This is a genomic window from Rhodanobacter sp. C03 (assembly GCF_002001175.1).
GTDB lineage: Bacteria > Pseudomonadota > Gammaproteobacteria > Xanthomonadales > Rhodanobacteraceae > Rhodanobacter.
The window spans coordinates 56,088-77,792 of sequence record NZ_MUNT01000013.1 but is presented as its reverse complement, the minus strand read 5'-3'; the positions used below and the strand labels follow the sequence as shown (position 1 = coordinate 77,792).

The window sequence follows — 21,705 nt, the reverse complement described above, 5'->3', positions numbered from 1 at the left end:
CCGTGCACAGCTACATCGATTTCTACAACAACAAGCGCTTACACTCCGCCTTGGGCTATCGTTCTCCCATCGAGTTCGAGGCCCGTTGCGGCTAACCAACCGGTGTCCACTTTTGCGTAGGAACTCTTCGGCTACGCCGCCGCTTAACTCCAGCGTTAGGGTGCAATGTGGGAATTACTCTGATCATTCTGCTGTCAATTGTCGGGCTTGGGATCTACTTCATCCCAAGCTTTGTCGCGTACGGGCGCGAACATCCAAACGAAACAGCCATCATCGTCCTAAATTTATTTCTTGGGTGGACAGTCATCGGCTGGGTTGGTTCTTTGGTATGGGCATTCACCACCAGCTCTACGCGAGTCCCACTTCCGGAAGTTAGGGTTGCCGACGAAGGCACCACAAAAAATTGCCCCTTCTGCGCCGAGCCAGTAAGGCAAGAAGCAATTAAGTGTAAGCATTGTGGCAGTGCGCTAGCTGAAAGCATCAGTACCGCGCAGTCCAGCGCAGCACCAACTTCATCGGCCACCACGGACGAGCGAGCGATGCAGTTATATGACATCACTCTCCAAGGCGACAAGTATGTATTTCGTGGCTACCGGTACGACAAGCTTAGTGACGCAGTAAGTTATGCAAAGAAGCAAGGAAGTAGTGATGGGCCCTAACATCTCATTCGAGGCGGACGGCTTCGCCGCCGCTTAACTCCAGCGTTAGGCATCACAAGGAGAGTGTCAGTGGGCACCAAGTTCTGGATCAAGTTTACGGGAAGTCGACAAAACTCTTCGCTTTGAACAGCACAAACGACAAACACAAAGAGCATCGCGACTGAAGTCGCTCCTACAAAAGCTCCTACAAAAGCAGCCAGAGCGCCGCCCTACTCCTTCTTGATCGCATGCCCCCCAAACTCATTGCGCATCGACGACAGCAGCTTGTCGGCGAACGAATCGTCGTCGCGCGAACGGAAGCGCTCCATCAGTGACAAGGTGATCACCGGCGCGGACACGTTGAGATCGAGTGCGGCGTCGACGGTCCAGCGGCCTTCGCCGGAATCGACCACGTACGGCGCGATGCCGTCCATGTTCGGGTTCTTGCTGAGTGCGTCGGTGGTGAGGTCGAGCAACCAGGAACGCACCACGCTGCCGTAGCGCCAGATCTCGCCGACCTGGTGCAGGTCGAGGCCGAAATCCTCCTTGTGCTTGAGGATCGAGAAGCCCTCGGCATAGGACTGCATCATGCCGTACTCGATGCCGTTGTGAACCATCTTGGTGTAGTGGCCGGAACCGACCGGGCCGACACGGCCCCAGCCATGGTCCTTGCCGGGCGCCAGCGTTTCGAAGATCGGCCGCAGCGCTTCGACGGCTTTCTCGTCGCCGCCGATCATCATGCTGTAGCCCTCCTTCAGGCCCCACACGCCGCCGCTGGTGCCGCAGTCGACGTAGTTGAGTTTCTTGTCGGCGTAGGTGGCCGCGCGACGCAAGGTGTCCTTGTAGTTGGAGTTGCCGCCGTCGATCACCGTATCGCCTGGCGCGAGCGCGGACAGCAGCGCGTCGACGGTGTCGTCGGTGATCTTGCCCGAAGGCACCATCAGCCACAGCACGCGCGGCGCGGGCAGCGCCTTGACCAGCGCCTGCAGCGAATCGACCGACGCTCCGCCCTGCGCCTCCAGCGCCTTGCGTGCATCCGCGCCGGGATCGAAGCCGGTTACCTTGTGGCCACCTTGCAGCAGACGTTCCGCCATGTTGGCGCCCATCTTGCCGAGACCGATCATGCCAAGTTCCATAACGTGTCCTTAGGTTGAGGTAACGAGATCACAAGTCGGCCATCTTACGCAGGCCGCCGATAAATCGGCGTGAGCGCAGCAATCCTGCATGAGGATGACGGTCAGCGTGCCAGCCAGCGCTGCAATCTTGTGCGCAACCGCTGGGTGATGCGGGTACGCACATAGGCCTTGGCGGCTTCGCGGATCGCCTCGGCCTGGGTGGGATAGGCGTGGATGACTTTCGCCAGCGTGCGCAGGCCGATGCCGGCGACCATGGCCAGGGTGATCTCGTTGATCATCTCGCCGGCATGGCGGGCCACGATGGTGGCGCCGAGGATGGTGTCAGTGCCGTCGCGGATATGGATTTTCACGAAGCCGATCTCTTCGCTGTCGGTCACCGCGCGATCGATCTGGTGCATCGGCACGGTAAAGGTCTTGACCGGAATGCCTTTGCGATTGGCCTCGCGTACGTACATGCCGACATGCGAGATTTCCGGGTCGGTATAGGTACACCACGGAATGACCAGCTTGCTGAGGCGCTTGCGGCCGCGCATCAAGGCGTTGTGCACCACGATGCGCGCCGAAGCGGCGGCGGTGTCGGTGTACTGCTCCTCGAGACAGACATCGCCGGCGGCATAGACGCGCGGATTGCTGGTGCACAGGAAATCGTCGACACCGATGCCGTTGTCAACATCGTAGTCGACACCCGCCGCTTCCAGATCCAGACCCTGCACGTTCGGCGCGCGACCGACGCCGGTGAGGATCGCATCGACCTCGATGGTGCTGCGGTAATCGGCGCTGACCAGATCGACCAGCTTGCGGCCGTTTTCCACACGCACGGCGGTGACCTGCGTATTGAGCCGCACCTCGAGGCCGTCACGCGCGAAGGCATCGGAGAGAATCTGCGCGGCGTCGCGCTCCTCCCGTTCGAGAAACAGCGGCTTGTCCTGCACGATGGTGACATTCGCGCCCAGATGCCGAAACGCCTGGGCCAGTTCGCAGCCGACGGGACCGCCGCCGATCACCAGCAGGCGCTGCGGCAATTCGGTCAGGTTGAAGACGTTGGCATTGGTCAGGAAACCGGCTTCGCGCAGGCCCGGAATGGTCGGTACGTGCGGCCGAGTGCCGGTGGCGATCATGGCCTTGGCGAAGCAAAACTTCTGCTCGTTCACCATCAGCGTGTCCGGCCCGGCAAAGCGCGCATTGCCGAAGAACATGTCGACGCCGAGCGCGGCCAGCCGACGTACCGACGAGCCGCCACTGAGGTGGCTGCGGATGCGTCGCACGCGATCCATCGCTGCGGCAAAGTCCACCTGGATGTTGTCCGGAACCTTCGCGCCGTAGCGGGCGGCATCGCGCATCTCGGCATACAGCCGCGCGGTGCGGATCAATGCCTTGGAAGGCACGCAGCCGGTGTTGAGGCAGGTGCCGCCGATCAGGTGTCGTTCGATCATCGCCACCTTGACGCCCATGGCGATGGCCAGTTCCGCGGCGGCCACACCGGCGGATCCGGCGCCGACGATGATCAGCGCGTAGCGATCCGCCGGCTCCGGATTGACCCACGCCTGCGGATGCACGTCGGCGAGCCGCTTGTCTTCGTAGGCATCCTGCGGCGTGGTGACCGATGCATCAAAAGGCGACATCAGTTCGCTCCCCCGGGATGGCCTTGCCGCAACCAGCCGCCCTCGAATCCGGCGCCCTGCAAGCCGTCGCTGATATAGCGGCAGCCACTCGTCAATTGCCAGATGAACTGACTGCGGTGGTTCTCGATCATCATGAATACAATGCCCTGATCGAGTCCGTAATGACCTGCCGACACCCATGGCTGCCCATCGCTGGCACCCACGGAGGGGTTGAAGCTGCTGGACAGCCGATCGTCGGTCAGCATCTGCGGATAGCGCGTCAGTATGTTGCGCATGGCTTCAAGCACCCGCTCCGGCGCGAACGGCAGCGATCCCAGCACAGCCGACGGAGACAGCGTGCCGTCATCCGGGCCATATGGCACGCCGCGTGCCGCGTAGCCGAACAGACGCCGTTCCTCATTGAACACATCAGCCTGCTCATCGGTAGGACCGTCGCAAGCGGAAAGTCCCCAGCAATTTTCGTCGTAGCCCGCGAATTCATGTGGGTTGAGCTGGGTATATCTGCGCTGGATGGAAACGGCATTGCAGCTGTTCTCGAAATAATCGGTGTCTTTCTCGCGCATGAAACTGTCGCGGATGCCGCGCAGATCGATCCATGCATGCGAGAACTGATGCACGAACAGTGGGCCGGCATACAGGTAATCGTGGTCGTACAGGTTTTCCCACTGGTAGGTAGCCGTCCACGCTGCGTAGCAATCGCCCATGATGGGATAGGTCGGCGACCCCAGTGCCAGCACGTAGAGCACGATCGCCTCGCTGTAGCCTTCCCAGCCGTAGTGCAGGAATCCGCTCTCGGGCTTCCAGCCCTGCTTGATGGTATCTCCGTCATCCTGCGCCCAGCGCCAGTCGATGCGCTGATAAAGGAAATCGGCCAGTTCGCGCAACTCGGCTTCATCGGGCGTATCGGCCGTGAAATACATGCTGGCGGTGAGCACGCCGGCCATCAGCAGCGCCGTGTCGATCATCGACAACTCCGACTGCCACACACGCGCACCGGTGTGGATGTCGAGGAAGTGATAGTAGAAACCCTTGAAGCCGGTTGCCGTGGGGCTGCCGCTCTGGTCGCTGTCGCGGAAGAAGCGCAGCGCGGCGAGACTGCGCTGGACCGCATCGGCACGCTCCATCCAGCCGCGCTCCACGGCCACCGGATAAGACGACAGCGCAAAACCGACCACGGCGATGCTGACCGGCGAGTTGTCGCGCGAGGTATCGGCCACCAGGCCATTGCACGGATTCATGTTCTGCACGAAGTAACCGAAGGCGGCGCGCTGCAGCCGATCGAGCAGGGCCTCGTCCGTGAGGGTGGAGAGCTGGGTCATCGGGGATTCCACGCCGGATCTGGCTGCCGTAGTCAACAATGGCGCCCGCGCGACATGCCGGCCCGAACGTGTTGCGCCTTGCGCGTCAACCCGGGGGCGCTGGCTGCGCACAGCTCGCTTCGGTCATTCATCGCGTCATCCTACTCTGCGGCAAGGTGAAGCAAAGGTCGACGCTGACGTCTTGACGCCACGAATGCCAATACATGGCGCATGCTGGCGCTTTCGCCGCTACGGACAGGACGATCCATGCCATCCCCTTCTTCGCGCACCATCGACCCACGCCAGCATGGCCTGCTCTCGAACGCTCATTACAGCGTGATGCTGAGCAGCAGTGGTTCCGGCTATAGCCAGTGGCATGACCTGGCGGTGACGCGCTGGCGCGAGGATCCCACTCGCGACCCCTGGGGCAGTTACCTGATGCTGCGTGACGAAGACAGCGGTGCGGTGTGGTCGACCAGCCAGCAGCCACTTGGCCTGCGCATGCCGGATGACGCGGTGGCGTTCGGCGCCGGACGCGCCAGCTTCAGCCGTCGTCACCACAGCCTGCACAGCACGCTGGACGTGGCGGTGGCGCATGATGCCGACATCGAACTGCGCCGCCTCACCCTGAGCAATCATGGCGACCGCACGCGCACGTTCTCGATCACCTCGTATGCCGAGCTCGTGATCGGCCCGATCGGCGCCGACAACGCGCACCCGGCGTTCTCCAAGATGTTCGTCGAGACCGAATGGGATCCCGCGCATGGCGTGCTGCTGGCCACCCGGCGCCGGCGTGCCAGCAGCGAGGCTGAAGTCTGGGCGGCGCACGCGTTGCAGGTCGTCGGGCAACCCGTCGACGCCACGCCCGAATACGAAACCGACCGCGCATGCTTTCTCGGGCGCGGCCGCACGCTGCGTCAGGCGCAGGCCATGCAGCCGGGTGCCGCACTGTCGAACAGCAGCGGTTGCGTGCTCGATCCGGTGTTCAGCCTGCGTCGGCGCGTCACGCTCGCTCCCGGCGCCAGCGTAACCTTGCTGCTGTGGACGCAGCTGGCCGACTCGCGCGAGGGTGCGCTGGGATTGACCGCCCGACTTGGCAACGCGAATGCCGCCGAGCTGCTGTTCGCCGATGCGGCCAATCATGCCGAAGCCGAACTGCAACGGCTCGGCATCGACGCCCCCCAGGCAGCACGCTTTGCGCACTGGATGAACGCCGTGTTGAGCAGCGATCCGGACCAGCGCGCAGCACCCGACGTACTGGCACGCGGTCGCGGTGGCCCACCTGCGCTGTGGGCGGCCGGTATTTCCGGCGATCGCCCGATCGTGCTGTTGCGGCTCGGTCACTCGGACGCATTGCCACGCGTGCAGGAGCTGCTGCTGGCGCAGAACTATTGGCGCAGTCAGCGATTGGCGGTCGACGTGGTATTGCTGAACACCGCCGACGACGGCGATGCGCTGCAGAGCGTGATTGCCTCGCTGGTGAGCACGCAGCAGGCGCAGTTGAAAGCCGACGATCAGCTGCCCAAGACCGAGCTGTTTGCGCTGCGCGACAGCGCGATCAACGATGACTTGCGCAACGGCCTGCTGACGGTGGCCCGCGTAGTGATCGACGATGCGCAAACCACACCCACCGCTGATGAACCCGCGGCGACGATGGCCATGCCGGCGGTCATTCGCGCGAGCACACCAGCGGCTGCCGTTGCGTTGGCTTCTGGGCCGCCGGAATTCGGCAACAGCCATGGTGGCTTCAGCGACAACGGGCGCAGCTATCGCATCGACCTCGACGACGAGCACCCCACGCCGGCGCCGTGGGTGAATGTGATCGCCAACCCTGCGTTCGGCTTCCTGGTCTCGGCCGAAGGTGGTGGTTATGCGTGGTCGTTGAACAGCCAGCAGAATCCGCTGACGCCGTGGCCAAACGACCCGGTCAGCGATAGTCCGCACGAGGTGCTGTATCTGCGCGACGAGGACACCGGCGTGTTGTGGAGCGCCACCGCGCTGCCGATACGCGTCGACGACGCGAAGTACACGACCACCCATGGCAAGGGCTGGACCCGCTTCAGCAACGACGCACACGGCATCGAGCTGGAGCTGATCCAGTGCGTGCCGACGAGCGATTCGCTGAAACTGTCACGACTGCGGCTGTGCAACCGCTCGGGACGAGCGCGTCGTCTGTCGATCACCGGTTATGTCGAGTGGGCGCTTGGCGCTAACGGCACCACGCCGGCGCCCTATGTGATCACCTCACGGGATGCGTCGACCGGCGCGCTGTTCGCACGCAATCCGTGGCGACCCGATTTCGGTGATCGCGTGGCGTTTATCGACCTTGCCGGTCAGCAACATTCGATGACCGGCGATCGCCGCGAATTCCTCGATCCGCTCGGCACGATCGCGCGACCAGCCGTACTGCGCGACGATCGGCCGCTGTCCGGCCGCCTCGGCGCCGGGCTTGATCCGTGCGGTGCGTTGCAGACACGCATCGAGCTGCCGCCGGATACGCAGATCGACATCGCCTTCATGCTGGGCGACGCGGCTTGCGCAGCCGATGCCCAGGCCCTGGTCACGAAATACCGCGCGATCGAAATCGACAGCGTGCTCGCCGAGGTCGCCACGCAATGGAACGGCCTGCTCGACACCGTGCAGGTACGCACGCCGGATCGGGCAATGGACATCCTGCTCAACGACTGGCTGCTGTACCAGGTGCAGGGTTGCCGCTTGTGGGCGCGCACCGCGTACTACCAGGCCAGCGGCGCGTACGGTTTCCGCGATCAACTTCAAGATGTGATGGCGCTGTGCGTCGCGCGCCCCGACCTTGCGCGCGAACATCTGCTGCGTGCCGCCGGCCGCCAGTTTGCCGAAGGCGACGTGCAGCATTGGTGGCTGCCGCCAGGTGGCCAGGGCATCCGTACGAAGATCAGTGATGACCGCATCTGGCTGGCCTATGTCGCCATGCATTACGTCGGCGTAACCGGCGACGACGCGGTGCTGGATGACATGCTGCCGTTCCTTACCGGTCAGGCGATCCCTGACGGCGCCACCGATGCGTTCTTCCAGCCGGCGGCATCGGATCAGCAAGTCTCGATCTACGAGCACTGTGCGCGTGCGCTCGATTCCAGCCTCACCCACGGTGCCCATGACCTGCCGCTGATGGGTACCGGCGACTGGAACGATGGCATGAACGCGGTCGGCGAAAAGGGGCGTGGCGAGAGCAGCTGGCTGGGCTGGTTCCTGCTGAGCACGATCGCCGCGTTCGCTCCCTGTGCCACGCAACGCGGCGAGAATGAACGCGCCGCACGCTGGCTGGATTACGCCGATGATCTGCGCGCGGCGCTGGAACGCGCGTGGGACGGCCAGTGGTATCGGCGCGGCTATTACGACGACGGCGCACCGCTCGGTTCGCACAGCAGCGACGAATGCCGGATCGATACCATCGCCCAGTCGTGGAGTGTGATGGCCGGCGCGAGCGACCAGGCACATGCGGCACATGCGATGGCTTCGGTCGACCAGTTGCTGGTGGATCACGAGCACCAGATCGCGCGCCTGTTCACCCCGCCGTTTGATCACAGCCAGGAGAACCCCGGCTACATCAAGGGCTATCCGCCTGGCGTGCGCGAGAACGGTGGCCAGTACACGCATGGCGCGACCTGGTCGATCTTCGCCTGGGCGAAACTCGGCGACGGCGATCGAGCCGGCGGGATGTTCGATCTGCTCAATCCGATCCGGCATAGCGGCAACGTCGCAGCGGTGGCGCGCTACAAGGTGGAACCCTACGTCGCTTGTGCGGACGTCTATTCGGTGGGCGCACTGACCGGCCGCGGCGGCTGGACCTGGTACACGGGTTCCGCCGCGTGGCTGTATCGTGGCGGCTTGGAGGCGGTGCTTGGTTTCCATCTGCAGGGCGACAAGCTGCGTATCGATCCGTGCATCCCCAAGGAGTGGCCCGGCTTCCAGCTCACCTATCAGCACCGTGGCAAGCAGCATGTGAGCCGTTACGAGATCAGCGTGGAGAATCCGGACCAGGTCTGTCGTGGGGTGGTGAACGTTGAACTGGACGGCCAAACGCTTGTTTCCGGTGATGCGGTAGCGCTGGCTGATGATGGACTGACACATCGGTTGCGTGTCGTGCTCGGCTAACGATCGACAAGCTCTTTCGTTACTTCAGCGCTCCCCGAATCTTCAATTTTCGTCATTCCGGCGAAGGCCGGAATCGCATACCTTACAAAGCGACTGATAGATCATCTTCGCTGTTGAAGATCGATTCCGGCCTTCGCCGGAATAACGGAAGATGTGAGATCACCGCGAGTACGCTCCCATTACTTTGGCTCTCTCCGCGGCGGAGAAGGGGCAAAGCTAGCGGCGTCGCGTGCGCGAGGCACCCAGCTTGCGGGTCAGCGTGTTGCGTCCCACGCCGAGTGCCTGCGCCGCGTTCTGGCGATGGCCGTCGCTGGCCAGCAGCGCCGCCTGCAGCAGGGTCTGGTCGAGTGCCTCGCGGGCACGCGCATGGATATCCGCATCGCCCTTGGCCAGCGCATCGACCGCCCATTCACGCAAGGCATCGGTCCATTCACCGCTGCCTGAAGTACCCGCAACGGTGGCGCCCAAGTCGGCGGGCAGGATCTCCGCGCCCGGCGCGATCACCGTGAGACGACGGCACAGGTTTTCCAGTTCGCGCACGTTGCCTGGATAGTCGCGCTGCGCAATCAGTTTCAACGCTGCGCGCGAGAAACGCTTCGGCGGCAGCTTCAGCTCCTGCGCGGTGGCAGCAAGGAAGTGCTGTGCAAGCAGCGGAATGTCGCTGCGCCGAGTGCGCAGTGCCGGCAGCTCGATGCGGACCACGTCGAGCCGGTGCATCAGGTCGGCGCGGAACTGGCCGGCGGCCACGCGGGTGGCCAGATCCTGATGGGTAGCGGCGACGATACGCACGTTGCCGCGGATCAGCTCGCGGCCACCGACGCGGTAGAACTCGCCGCCGGCGAGCACACGCAGCAGTCGCGTCTGCAGCGCCAGCGGCATGTCGCCGATCTCGTCGAGAAACAAGGTGCCGCCTTCGGCCTGCTCGAAGCGGCCGGCGTGGCGACGCGTGGCGCCGGTGAACGCGCCGGCTTCATGGCCGAACAGTTCGCTCTCCAGCAGTTCGGACGGAATCGCCGCCGTGTTCAACGCGACGAACGGCTTGCCGCGCCGTGCGCTTTCCTCGTGCAACGCGCGCGCCACCAGTTCCTTGCCGGTACCGGTCTCGCCGGTGATCAGCACGTTGAGGTCGCTCGCTGCCACACGACCGATCAGGCGAAATACCTCGCGCATCGGCGCGCTCTCGCCGAGCAGTGCATGATTCGGTGCGATAACGTTGCCGGCAACAACCGCCGGCGTGGCCACGCTGGCGAGTGCGCGCTGTACCGCGGCCACCGCCTGATCGAGATCGAATGGCTTGGCCAGATAATCCACCGCGCCGGCGCGATACGCCGCGGCGGTGGTGGCGACATCGGTATACGCACTCATCACGATCACCGGACCGATGCCCCGCGCCTGCAATTCGCTCAGCAGGCTCAAACCATCCTCACCGGGCATGCGCACGTCGGTGAGCAGCAGCGCAGGACGTGCTTGTTGCAAAGCTGCACGCGCGCTGGCCACCTCGCCGAACTCGCACACCGCGAGACCGGCATCGCGCAGGGCCTCGGCCAGCACGAAGCGCACGCCGCGATCGTCGTCGACGATCCAGATTTCTTCAGTCATGAGCCACTCCTGCGGAGTCTTCTTTTTGTAGGAGCGGCTTCCGCACAGCCAACGGCTCGATCAGTCATGCGCTCTCTCCAGCGGCAGATACAACGAGAACACCGTTTCGCCGGGCCGGCTCGTGCAGCGCAGCTCGCCGCCATGTTCATGCGCGATCTCGCGCGAAAGCGCCAGCCCGAGACCGGTGCCATCGGCGCGACCGGATACCAGCGGCTGGAACAGCGTGTCGCGCAGCTGCGTGGGCACACCGGGACCGTCATCGATCACGTCCACCCGCAACGCCATGCGCAAGGTTCGCTCGCCCAGGCGCAGGCCGTGTTCGACCCGCGTGCGCAGCGTGAGCGTGTGTGCACCGGCTTCCAGCGCATTGCGTGCGAGGTTGAGCAGTACTTGCTGCAGACGACCCGCATCGCCGTGCAGATCCGGCACGCTGGGGTCGTAGTCGTGGCGCAGTTGCGGCGGCGACGGTTCGGCCTGCAGCAAGTCGGTGAGCCGTTCCAGCAGCTGATGGATATTCACCGGACCAAGCTGCGCCGCGCCATCGTGATGCAGCAGGCGGTTCGCCAAGGTGCCGAGCCGATCCGCCTCGTCGATGATCAGCCCGGCGAGTGCCTGCAAGTCCGCATCGCCAACCCGTCGCTGCAACAGTTGCGCCGCACCGCGCAGGCCAGCCAGCGGGTTCTTCACCTCATGCGCAAAGCCGCGCAGGGTTGCCGACAACGGCGAGCTGGTCGTCAACGGTGTCGCCAGCGCATGCACTTCCAGCAGCAGGCCATCGTCGAATGGCTGCAGTGCGATGTCCGCCATGATTTCGCGACCGCTGGCCGCGACCAGCAACATGCCACGCCACTGCAGCGGCCGCTGCTCGGCCAGTGCACGTGAGGCTTGGGCCAGTGCGGCCTCATCCAACCACAGCCCCAGCGATTGCCCGATCGCACTGCGCGGCCCCAGCTCCAACCACTCGGCCAAGGCCGGATTGATCCACTGCAGGCGCAGCTCCGCGTCGACCCGGGCCAGCCCGGTCACCATCTGCTCCGCACATGTACGCCAGTCGGCCTCGTTCATTGCACCATGATGGGCAATGACTCGGAATGGTGCAAATGCTGCAGTTCGGTATAAAAAAACCCGCAGAGGGGAGTCTGCGGGTTGGGGGATCCATCTAATTGCATGGCACGGAGGGGAACCACGCCATGCGGTGGGAACGGTGTCTCACGACATGTATTTAATGTACTTGATGGTTCGTTAATGAAGTGTAACCGGACCTCTTCTGCGGTCGGGTGCCGGAATTCCGCCTCGAAAGGTCAGGGCGGCAGCAAACGCGCATAGAAAAGCCCTGCTGGTATGAGGCTTGAAAATCAGGCCACAGCAGGGCTTTGGAGTTACCCAAGGCGGTAACCTGGAGACTCAGAGCGAGTAATACATCTGGAATTCCAGCGGATGGGTGCTGGCGCGGTACCTGGTGACTTCCTTCATCTTCACTTCGATGTAGGCATCGATGAAGTCGTCGGTGAACACGCCCCCGGCCTTGAGGAAGTCGCGGTCCTTGTCCAGCGCTTCCAGCGCGGCGTCGAGGCTGGAGCAGACCTGCGGGATGTTCTTCTCTTCTTCCGGCGGCAGGTCGTACAAATCCTTGTCGGCCGGCGCGCCCGGATCGATCTTGTTCAAGATGCCGTCGAGGCCGGCCATCATCAGCGCGGTGAACACCAGGTAGCCGGAGTTCATCGGATCCGGGAAGCGCACCTCGATGCGACGACCCTTCGGGCTGGCCACGTACGGGATGCGGCAGCTTGCGGAACGATTACGCGCCGAATAGGCCAGCATCACCGGCGCCTCGAAGCCTGGCACCAGGCGCTTGTAGCTGTTGGTGGTGGAGTTGGCGAACGCGTTGATCGCACGGGCGTGCTTGAAGATGCCGCCGATGTACCACAGCGCGGTCTGCGACAGGCCACCGTAGAGATCGCCGGCGAACAGGTTCTCGCCGTTCTTCGCCAGCGACTGGTGCACGTGCATGCCGCTGCCGTTGTCGCCGACCAGCGGCTTCGGCATGAAGGTGACGGTCTTGCCGTTCTGGTGCGCCACGTTCTTGATGACGTACTTCATCGTCATCAGCTCGTCGGCCTTCTTCACCAGCGTGTTGAAACGCACGCCGATCTCGCACTGGCCCGCGTTCGCCACTTCGTGGTGGTGCACTTCGACCACCTGGCCGAGCGATTCGAGCACCTTGCACATGTCGGCGCGCAGGTCGCCCAGCGAGTCGACCGGGCTGACCGGGAAGTAGCCGCCCTTCACGCCCGGACGGTGGCCGGAGTTGTTGCCTTCGTACTTGTAGCGCGACGACCACGCTGCTTCCTCGGAACCGATCTCGTAGAACACACGGCCCGGATCGTTCTGCCAGCGCACCGAGTCGAAGATGAAGAACTCGGGCTCCGGACCGAAGAACGCGGTGTCGGCGATGCCGGTGGATTTCAGGAATGCCTCGCCGCGCTTGGCGATCGAGCGCGGGTCACGGCCGTAGGCCTGCATGGTCGACGGCTCCAGCACATCGCAATGCAGGATCAGCTGCACATGCGAGCTGAAGGGATCGAGGTGGGCGGTGTCCGGATCCGGCAGCAGCACCATGTCCGATTCGTTGATGCCCTTCCAGCCGGTGATCGAGGAACCGTCGAACATCTTGCCGTCCTCGAAGGTCGACTCGTCGATCGCGTGGGCCGGGAAGCTGACGTGGTGATGCACGCCGAGCATGTCGGCGAAGCGGAAGTCGACGAACTCGACCTCGTGTTCCACGATCAGATCGAGCACTTTTTGGGCAGACATGGCGAAACCTCAGAGGGAAAGGGATATCGCTTTAGAGCAATCCTCGTGCCATGACGCGAAACCGTTGTGGCACAAGCGTGGGCGGGGTAAGCGGGTATGGCGAACGCCTAGGCTAGCACCAACGCAACACGAAGCGATGACAGATTTTGCACCGTTATGGTGCGCCAAGCGCAGTGCTTCGGGTCCAGCTCCATGCCGCCGGTTTCGACGTCTGCCCGGTCAGTCGCATGCGGTGTCAGGGTCCGATCCCAATGAAAAGCCCCGACTCACACCGAGGCTTCTCATCCCGCGCGACAGGTAGCCGACCGCCTAGAAGTCCTGCTTGAAGCGGATGCCAATCGTGCGCGGCTGGCTGAAGCCGGTATAGACCTGCCCATCGGGGTATTGCGGCACCATATTGTGAGCTCCGCAAATCGTCACGCCGCACTCTGTGAACTTGTACTGCGCCGCGCGCGTGTCGAACAGGTTGTCGATGTAGACACTCACCGACCAGCTGTTTTTCTGGATGCCTGCGGAAATGTCCATGGAATTGTAGGAAGGCAGATTGCCCAGCAGGTTGTTCTCAACTGCTCGCAGGTCGGTCGTACGCTCCCCCACGTGCACCAGCGCCCCCTGGACGTAGGCGTCATCGCCGCCCAGGTTGAAGGCATAACGCGCGATGAGGTTGCCCTTGAATCGGGGTGTTATCGGCAATCGCGTTCCGGTGGCGGCCTGTGGCCCGTCCAGACCCGTGGATGGGTTGATCGTACCCACGGGACAATTCGTGGACGGGTTGCCGTTGGGATCGGTGAAACCGCAATACGGCGCAGTCAGCTTGGCGTCGTAAAAAGCGACACCCGCCGTGAGAGTCAGGTTGTAGCTGGCCTGCCAGTTCAGCTGCGACTCCAGCCCGTCGATGCGAGCCGAATTGGCGTTCTCGATGATGGTCAGACCATTCGGGCCCAGGACGTTGAACTGGAAGTGATTCCAGGTTTCGCGGAACACCGCGCCGTTGAATGACAGCCGGTTGTCGAGCCAGGTGGTTTTCCAGCCGAGCTCGAGGTTGGTCAGGAAATCCGCCTGATAGGGCGGAATATCGCCAGCGCGGTTGACGCCACCCGGACGGAAGCCCTCGGAGCGGGTGAGATAAATCATCTTCGAAGGCGAGATATTCCAGGTCAGATTGAATTTGCTGAGCGAGCCGCTTTCCTTCACCTGCTTGTTGAAGTCCATGCACGGGGCGCCCTCGAACGGATCAGGCGAGACGCAGCCGGCCTGGCCATAACTCGAGTCTGGCGAAAAGCCCGAACTGAAGCCGTAGTAGCCGTACAGATTGTTGCGGGTGCGGAAATAACGATCACCTACCGTCGCGGTGAGCACGTCGGGAATGAAGTCGAAGGAGAGTTCGCCGAATACGGACTCGTCATGGTCGTAGCGCATCTGCTTGGTCAGCCAGATGGTGTTCGGCCAGCCCGGCACGGACAGCGAGTCAGCCAAGCCGTTGATCTGGTAGTCCTGCATGATGTCGTGCTTCTGTTTCTGCCAGAACGCGCCGGCGACCAGGCGCAGGCGATCGTCGCTGGGCGAAGCAATGCGCAGTTCGTGGCTGCTGTTGGTGTAGTGGTCGCGGTCGGTGATGAACTCGGACGGATTGATCAGGGCGCCGCTGTTGTCGTGGATATAGGCGCCGTACTGGAGCAGGGTGTCGTACCAGAACGAGTAGTCGTTGTAGTCGGTCTGCTCTTCCTGATTACGCTTGAGATGAGCATAGGCGTAGGTCAGGTCGAAGTTGCCGATCTTGCCTTGCACGGTCAGCGCACCCTGCCACCAGCGGTCATCGACGCGCTCGGGGTAGAAGTGAGTCACGTCCAGGCTGCCGATGGCGGGATCGCTGGCGAAGCTGCCATGCGAAATCGTCTGCTGCCCCATCAAGGTCGGGCTGATCGACCAGTCGTCGTTGAGATCGACCTTCAGCGCTGCGCGCGCACCGTTGGTGTTGACGTCGTTGTAGTCGTTTTTGGCGTGCCCGATGCACTGGAGGCTCGAGCTGGGTGAATTGTTGTCGCTTGGTACGCAGCCAGGTTCGTTGCTGACGGTGATGCCGGAAACCGGGAACGTGCGCGTGCCGGCCACGTTGTCGATGTAGCCGGCATCATGTTCGTGCCAGCCGACGAGCCGGACGGCAGCGTTGCTGCTGATCGGCAGATTGAGCATGCCCTCGAAGGTGTCGCCGATGCCACCGTGATCGACCTGGTCGATGCCAACGGTGTAATTCGCCGCAAAAGCACTCGGATCGGGCTTGTTGGTGATGATGCGCAAGGCGCCGGCTTCGGCGCTGGCGCCATACAAGGTGCCCTGCGGGCCGGCCAGCACTTCGATGCGGGCAATGTCGTACATGTGAATGTCGAGCGGACCCTGGATCGTGGTCACCGGCTGGTCGTCGAGATACACGCCCACGCTCGGCTGCGACCCGGAATGGTTGGTGTTGCCGCCGCTGGCCACGCCGCGCATGTAGATCGTGGCGAAGCCGGGACCGGTGGCGATGCCGCCGCCGCCCTGCTGGAAGGTGACGCTGGGCAGGTACTTCACGTAATCGGTGAAGTTCTGCACCTGCAGCGCCTCAAGCTGATCCGCCGCCAGCACGTTGATGCTGATCGGCACCTTCTGCAGATCCTCGGTGCGCTTCTGCGCGGTCACCGTCACCACGCCCAGCGTCGTGCTTTTCGGCTTTGCGGCCGGTGTCGTGGTCGACGACGCGGGCGGCGCGGTGTCCTGCGCGAAGGCAGGCGCCGCCATGGCCAGACAGATCGCCGCAGTCAGCGGCAACCGGTTTAGCCGCACTCGTGGCGTTCTCGTGCTTTGTTTGGATCTGTTCGCGTGCATAAGCTCCCCTCTTAAAGTCCACGACCATCCAGCGGAATTTGTTACTCCTCCAACTCCGGCACCTCGGGATAACTCTCCAGTACCGGCCCCAATGCCAACTCCAAAGGCGCCAACCATGGTGCGTAATGCCGCCAGTGATCCACCCCCTCCCGGTAGATCGGCTGGCGTACCTGCTCCGAACTGGCGGTGCGCACCGGCCGCGGATTCTGGAAGAAGCGCAGGCACGATTCCTCGAACGGCAGGCCGCAATACTCGAGCAGGCGGCGCACTTCTCTCTCGGTGTCCTCGACCATGCGCTCATACACGACGCGGTGGACGCGCCCGGGCAACACGGTATCGAAATGCGCCATCAGCGCGACGTAGTCGCGGTAGTAATGCCCGATATCCTCAAGGCCGTAGCTGAAGTTCTGCCCGCGTGCGAAGTGCTGCTTGAAGACCGAGAAACCACAGGCCAGCGGATGCCGGCGCGCATCGATGATCTTCGCGTTCGGCAGCATCAGCTGGATCAGGCCGATGTGCATGAAGTTGTTCGGCATCTTGTCGATGAACAGCGGCGCAGCGGTCTTGCGCTGGATCCTCGTGTGCGCGAGGTAACGCTCGCCGAGCGCGCGCAGGGCATTGGCATCAAGCGCGGCCAGCGCTTCGTGGTACGGCATCGCGCTGTCGGTATCGGCTTGCGTGCGCAACAGGCGCGTGATCGAGGTGACCTCGGGCAGCTCCATCGTGCCTTCGACCTGGCTGTGGCTGGACAGGATCTGCTCGATCAGGGTGGAGCCGGCCCGCGGCAGGCCGACGATGAAGATCGGATCGCGCGCCGGACTGCCACCCCCCGCACGCGCGGTAAAGAAGTTGCGCGTGTAGTGCTCGCGGATGTGCTGCACCCGCGCGCTGGTGTCGTCGGCGCTGTAGTGCAGTTGCGCGCGACGGATCGCATTGCCCTGTGCGTAATGGCGGAAGGACGGCTCGTACTCGCCGGCATCTTCCAGTGCCTTGCCAACGGCAAACTCCAGGTGCAGGCGATCATCCTCTGAGAGAGCCGTCTCGGCGAGATCCGCATGCGCCAGTTGCCGACGCATCGTGGCCAGGTCATCGGCGCTGAAGCGGTAGGTCTTCAGATTGGCCAGGCTCCACCAGACTTCGCCGAAGGACGGTTCGAGCTCCAGACTGCGACGATAAGCAGCGATAGCGCGGTCGCTGTGCCCGGCAGTTTTCAGCGCATGGCCGTAACTCACCCACACTTTCGCATTGCGCGGGTAATGTTCCAGCAGGTCGGCATAAATGCGGATGGCCGGCTCGTAGTCGCCGATCCGGCACAGCACCGCCGCCTTCAGATTGCGGCATCCGGGATGACCGGGTTCTGCCGCCAGCAAACGCTCGATCTCGACCAGTGCCTGTTCCGGCTGGTTGCTGCGATGCAGGACCAGAGCGTAGTTCTGGCGTGCGGCATCGAAGCTGGGCGCCAGCTCCAGGCAGCGCGCGAGCAGGTTCAGTGCATCCTCGTTGCGGCCCAGCCTAGCGGCGACCTCGGCAAACATGCGAATCGCGGCTACGTCGGTCGGCGCCTGCTTCAGGTGCTCGCGCAACGAGGCCTCGGCCGCGGGGATACGGTTCTCGGCCAACGCGATGGCGACCTCCAGCAGGCGCGGATCATGGGTGGAATGACGCACGTGGCTGGCGTACGCCGCGTCGGCCGCCTCCTGCTCGCCGGCCGCCATGAGATGGTCGCCCAGCAAACGCCAGGCTTGCGGCAGGTTGGGCTTCAGCGTCACCGCCCGACGCAACGCATCGATCGCTTCCTGCCCGCGGCCGGCGCGTCCCAGGGCCACGCCGAGGTCGAGATGGACCATCGCCCAGTTCGTCTGGGTCCGTGCCAAGGGCACGAGGATGTCGAGCGCCGCTTGCGTATCGCCCTGCAGTGACCGTGCCGTTGCCAGCAGTCGCAGCGCGGCCGGGTGGCCCTCGGCCACGGTCAGTATCTCGGTGAGCTGCTCGACGGCAAGCGCCGGATCCGTATCCAGCAAGCGCGCGGCGTGGGCCAGCGCCTGTTCCAGCGTGCCGGTGGCAGACGCCTCCGTCACTGCTCACCTCGCTGTGACGATGCGGCCTGCCGGTGTGGGTCGGCTCTCAGGCGGCGCGGCAGAGGCATGGCGCGTTGCATGGACGACGGCAACTCCTCACAGGTCATTCGGCAATCTACAGCTGAATGCAACAAGCAGATAGTAGGTGCCGACAAAATAGGTTCGCCACGACCTGAGCGCGATCGTTACCGGCCCAACAAGCGGTCGATCGAATCCATCGCCCACGATCCGGACCGGTCATCTTTCGCGCCTGCAAAACCCGTAAGCTATGCCGCTTCCTGCCGGCACGCCAGAGTCTGTCGGCGCGCTTCCACTCCATCTGGGACTGTCTCGTGACCGACCTGATCCACGTCATCCTGCTCGGCATCATCGAGGGCGTCACCGAGTTCCTGCCGATCTCCAGCACCGGTCACCTGCTGATCGCCGAGAAGTTCGGGCTGGGTGAGCGCTCGGACCTGTTCAACGTCGGGATCCAGGCCGGCGCGATTCTGGCGGTCACGTTTATCTATTGGTCGCGGATCTGGCAGCTGTTCACGCAATGGCGCGATCCGGCCAACCGCGATTATCTGCTCAAGCTGTTCGTGGCCTTCATGATCACCGCGGTACTCGGCCTGGTGGTGACCCACTACGGCTTCAAACTGCCGGAGACGGTGACGCCGATCGCATGGGCGCTGGTGATCGGCGGCTTCTGGATGCTCGGTGCCGAAGCACTGGCCGCGAAACAGGTGGATCGCACCCAGGTGACCTGGCGGGTGGCGATCCTGGTCGGCCTCGCGCAGATGGTGGCGGGCGTGTTTCCCGGCACCTCGCGCTCGGGCGCGACGATCTTCACGGCGATGCTGGCCGGCACCAGCAACCGCGCCGCGGCCACCGAGTTCGCCTTCCTGGTCGGCATCCCCACGATGTATGCCGCGACCGGCTACGAGCTGCTGAAAGTGATGAAGAACGGCGGCGTGGTGCACGAAGACTGGAGCGCGCTGATCGTCGGCTTCGTGGTCTCGCTGATCGTCGGCTTCATTGCGGTGAAGTGGCTGCTCGGCTACATCCGCACGCACCGCTTCACCTGGTTCGCGATTTATCGCATCGTGCTCGGCGTGGCCCTGCTCGCCCTGGTGCCGGCGGGCGGCTGAGGCCCACTCGACGCGGGCCGCTCTCAGGCGGCCACGCTCTCCGCCGTGGCCACCATCGGTGCCTCAACTGCTGCCGGATGCTTCGGATAGGCCGGCTCGTTGGTGCGGTCGAAAAGCTCGCGCACCCATTCGATGAAGGCCTGCACGCGGGCCGACAGGTGCTTCTTCTGCGGATAGACAATCCACACCGGCTTGCCGGTCGAGGCGGTATCGGTCATCACCAGTTCGAGCATGCCCTTCTCCAGCATGCAGGCAGCCAGCATGCGCGGTATCTGGGTGATGCCGAGACCCGCCACCACCGCTTGGATCACCGACTCACCATCATTGATCAGCATGTGCGCGTCGATGTCCACGGCGAGCGGGCCGCTCGGCGTATCGAACTGCCATTGCCGCGGACGACCGTTCGGGTAGACATAGTTGATGCAGCGGTGGTCCTTCAGATCATCGATGCTGCGCGGCGCACCGTGCTTGCGCAGGTAGTCGGGTGAGGCGCACACCACGTTGCGCAGGTAACCGATCTTGCGCGCGATCAGGCTCGAATCTTCCAGCTGGCCAACGCGGATCGCGCAATCGAGGCCTTCGCCGTTGAGATCCATCGGCAGATCGCTCATCGACAGCTCCAGACGGATGTCCGGGTAACGCTGCTCGAATTCGGCCAACCGGGGAATCACCGCGGCACGGCCGACCGACAGCGAAATACCCACGCGCAGCTTGCCGGTGGGTTTGCGGTTCGAATAGTTGAGTGCCTCGGTCGCCTCGGCCAGATCGGCGAGTATCTCCTTGCAACGTGCATGGAACGCGGCCCCATCGTCGGTCAATCGAAGCGATCGTGTCGAACGGAACAGCAGCCGTGCGCCGAGCTGGGCCTCCAGTCGCGCCACCGCCCGGCTGACCCCGGACGGCGTCATACCCAGCTGGTTGGCGGCGGCGGCGAAGCTCTTGGCCTCCACCACCCGGACGAAGGTCGAAATTGCGGAAAAGTCTTCCATTGCCTGGATTCCTGACCGATTCGTGATTGTGGATCACGAGTGTAATGCGCAAGGAACGGGTTTTCTATACCGGAAAGTACACCTATTCTCTCGACCCTTCGCCGGGGATATGCGCCCGGCCTACAAGGTTCTGGGAGCGCAACAATGAAAAAACAATGGATGCTGGCACCGCTGGTTGCCGCCGGTGTACTGGGCAGCTGGATTCTTCTGCATGGCAACAGCAGCCAGGCCCAGAGCGCGCCCGGCGGCCCGCCCCCTGAAGTGACGGTGGCGCAGGCCTTGACCCGCGAGGTTAGCGACAGCGCCGAATTCACCGGCCGCCTGCAAGCGGTCAATACGGTGCAGGTGCAACCGCGGGTCGGCGGCTTCGTGGACTCCGTGCATTTCCAGGAAGGTGCCCTGGTGCACAAGGGTGACGTGCTGTTCCAGCTCGATCCTCGCCCGTACCAAGCCGAGGTCGACCGGCTCAGCGCCAATCAGGCCCAAGCCAAGGCCGCCTTGAGCCTGGCCGAAACCAATCAGCACCGCGCCGCGATGCTGCTGGCCCAGCACGCCGTGGCACAGCAGGAAGCCGACAGCGAGGACACCGCCGAACAGAGCGCACGCGCACAGCTGGAAGCCAGCACCGCCGCACTGGCCGCCGCGCGGTTGAATCTGGATTTCACCCAGGTGCGTTCGCCGATCGACGGCCGCGTCAGCAATATCCGCATCACCCCCGGCAACCTGGTCACCAGCAGCGACGTGCTGACCAGCGTGGTCACGGTGAATCCGGTCTACGTCTACTTCGACGTGGACGAACAGACCTGGCTCAAGCTCGACCATCTGCGTGCAAGCGCGGCGCAGGCCGGCCGCGATGCGCGGATCGAGGCGACGATGGGTCTGGCCGACGAATCCGGGTATCCGCATGACGGCCGCCTCGACTTCGTCGACAACCAGCTGCATACCGACTCCGGCACGATGCGTCTGCGCGCGGTGTTCGACAACCGCGATGGCCTGTACACGCCCGGCCTGTATGCGCGTGTGCAGCTGCAGAGCGGCCAGGCGCGTCCGCGCCTGCTGGTGGATGACCGTGCGATCGGCACCGACCTGGGCAACCAGTTCGTCTATGTGGTCGACAAGGAGCGCAAGGTGGAATACCGCAAGGTCAGCACCGGCGCGTTGTTCCACGGCCTGCGGATCGTCGACAGCGGGCTCGACGCCAGCGATGTGGTGATCGTCAACGGCCTGCAGCACGTGCGCCCCGGCGCCGAGGTCAACCCGCAGAAGGTGGCGATGCAATACCGCCTCGACGACAGCGACAAGGCCTTCGTCGATGCCAACCCGGCCACGCCCACTTTGAACAATGACGCGCCTACCGCGCTGGCCACCACGGCCACCGGCAAGCGCGCGCAGGACTGATTCCCAC

Annotated in this window: 12 protein-coding genes; 3 read left to right on the top strand and 9 right to left on the bottom strand. The window is 63.7% G+C overall.

What is annotated here, in order from left to right; translation table 11 throughout:
• Window positions 1-868: 868 nt before the first annotated feature.
• The 3 genes from gnd to B0E48_RS16680 form a co-directional block, all read right to left on the bottom strand.
• Window positions 869-1,774, bottom strand: a complete 906-nt coding sequence (gene gnd / locus B0E48_RS16690; protein ID WP_077519292.1) for a phosphogluconate dehydrogenase (NAD(+)-dependent, decarboxylating) — start codon at window positions 1,772-1,774, stop codon at window positions 869-871.
• Window positions 1,775-1,875: 101 nt separating this feature from the next.
• On the bottom strand, window positions 1,876-3,396 hold the full coding sequence (locus B0E48_RS16685; RefSeq protein ID WP_077519291.1) for a mercuric reductase: 1,521 nt from the start codon (window positions 3,394-3,396) through the stop codon (window positions 1,876-1,878).
• Complete coding sequence (locus B0E48_RS16680; protein ID WP_077519290.1) at window positions 3,396-4,715, bottom strand: glucoamylase family protein; 1,320 nt, start codon at window positions 4,713-4,715, stop codon at window positions 3,396-3,398. Before B0E48_RS16680 ends, B0E48_RS16685 begins: the two co-directional genes overlap by 1 nt.
• A 246-nt stretch (window positions 4,716-4,961) precedes the next feature.
• Here B0E48_RS16680 and B0E48_RS16675 point away from each other — a divergent pair, with 246 nt between their 5' ends.
• Complete coding sequence (locus tag B0E48_RS16675; protein WP_077519289.1) at window positions 4,962-8,828, top strand: glycosyl transferase family 36; 3,867 nt, start codon at window positions 4,962-4,964, stop codon at window positions 8,826-8,828.
• A 216-nt stretch (window positions 8,829-9,044) separates the two neighbouring features.
• Here the strand turns inward: B0E48_RS16675 and ntrC are convergent, their stop codons facing one another.
• The 5 genes from ntrC to B0E48_RS16650 all read right to left on the bottom strand — a co-directional run bounded on the left by ntrC (window position 9,045) and on the right by B0E48_RS16650 (window position 18,181).
• On the bottom strand, window positions 9,045-10,427 hold the full coding sequence (ntrC, locus tag B0E48_RS16670) for a nitrogen regulation protein NR(I) (RefSeq protein ID WP_077519288.1): 1,383 nt from the start codon (window positions 10,425-10,427) through the stop codon (window positions 9,045-9,047).
• Between the two features lie 60 nt (window positions 10,428-10,487).
• Window positions 10,488-11,492, bottom strand: coding sequence for an ATP-binding protein (locus B0E48_RS16665; RefSeq protein WP_077519287.1), 1,005 nt, complete (start codon window positions 11,490-11,492; stop codon window positions 10,488-10,490).
• A 339-nt stretch (window positions 11,493-11,831) separates the two neighbouring features.
• Window positions 11,832-13,241 (bottom strand): type I glutamate--ammonia ligase, encoded by a 1,410-nt coding sequence (gene glnA, locus B0E48_RS16660; protein ID WP_077519286.1) that lies wholly within the window; start codon window positions 13,239-13,241, stop codon window positions 11,832-11,834.
• Window positions 13,242-13,550: 309 nt separating this feature from the next.
• Window positions 13,551-16,016: a TonB-dependent receptor gene (locus B0E48_RS16655; RefSeq protein WP_254424005.1), complete on the bottom strand. Its 2,466-nt coding sequence runs from the start codon at window positions 16,014-16,016 to the stop codon at window positions 13,551-13,553.
• A 128-nt stretch (window positions 16,017-16,144) separates the two neighbouring features.
• Window positions 16,145-18,181, bottom strand: a complete 2,037-nt coding sequence (locus B0E48_RS16650) for a tetratricopeptide repeat-containing sulfotransferase family protein (protein ID WP_077519284.1) — start codon at window positions 18,179-18,181, stop codon at window positions 16,145-16,147.
• Window positions 18,182-18,513: 332 nt separating this feature from the next.
• On the opposite strand from B0E48_RS16650, the gene B0E48_RS16645 reads away from it, so the two are divergent.
• Entirely contained in the window at window positions 18,514-19,311 is a 798-nt protein-coding gene (locus tag B0E48_RS16645; RefSeq protein ID WP_077519283.1) for an undecaprenyl-diphosphate phosphatase, read from the top strand.
• A 23-nt stretch (window positions 19,312-19,334) separates the two neighbouring features.
• Here B0E48_RS16645 and B0E48_RS16640 read toward each other — a convergent pair whose 3' ends face one another.
• Complete coding sequence (locus B0E48_RS16640) at window positions 19,335-20,300, bottom strand: LysR family transcriptional regulator (RefSeq protein ID WP_077519282.1); 966 nt, start codon at window positions 20,298-20,300, stop codon at window positions 19,335-19,337.
• 144 nt (window positions 20,301-20,444) lie between these two features.
• Here B0E48_RS16640 and B0E48_RS16635 point away from each other — a divergent pair, with 144 nt between their 5' ends.
• Window positions 20,445-21,698 (top strand): efflux RND transporter periplasmic adaptor subunit, encoded by a 1,254-nt coding sequence (locus B0E48_RS16635; protein WP_139350329.1) that lies wholly within the window; start codon window positions 20,445-20,447, stop codon window positions 21,696-21,698.
• Window positions 21,699-21,705: the final 7 nt, after the last annotated feature.

Coding starts and splice junctions, on each gene's coding strand:
- B0E48_RS16655 (WP_254424005.1), bottom strand. CDS start 16,016: ATGGCGGCGCCTGCCTTCGCGCAGGACACCGCGCCGCCCGCGTCGTCG.
- B0E48_RS16675 (WP_077519289.1), top strand. CDS start 4,962: ATGCCATCCCCTTCTTCGCGCACCATCGACCCACGCCAGCATGGCCTG.
- B0E48_RS16665 (WP_077519287.1), bottom strand. CDS start 11,492: ATGAACGAGGCCGACTGGCGTACATGTGCGGAGCAGATGGTGACCGGG.
- B0E48_RS16640 (WP_077519282.1), bottom strand. CDS start 20,300: ATGGAAGACTTTTCCGCAATTTCGACCTTCGTCCGGGTGGTGGAGGCC.
- B0E48_RS16635 (WP_139350329.1), top strand. CDS start 20,445: ATGAAAAAACAATGGATGCTGGCACCGCTGGTTGCCGCCGGTGTACTG.
- B0E48_RS16680 (WP_077519290.1), bottom strand. CDS start 4,715: ATGACCCAGCTCTCCACCCTCACGGACGAGGCCCTGCTCGATCGGCTG.
- gnd (WP_077519292.1), bottom strand. CDS start 1,774: ATGGAACTTGGCATGATCGGTCTCGGCAAGATGGGCGCCAACATGGCG.
- B0E48_RS16685 (WP_077519291.1), bottom strand. CDS start 3,396: ATGTCGCCTTTTGATGCATCGGTCACCACGCCGCAGGATGCCTACGAA.
- glnA (WP_077519286.1), bottom strand. CDS start 13,241: ATGTCTGCCCAAAAAGTGCTCGATCTGATCGTGGAACACGAGGTCGAG.
- ntrC (WP_077519288.1), bottom strand. CDS start 10,427: ATGACTGAAGAAATCTGGATCGTCGACGACGATCGCGGCGTGCGCTTC.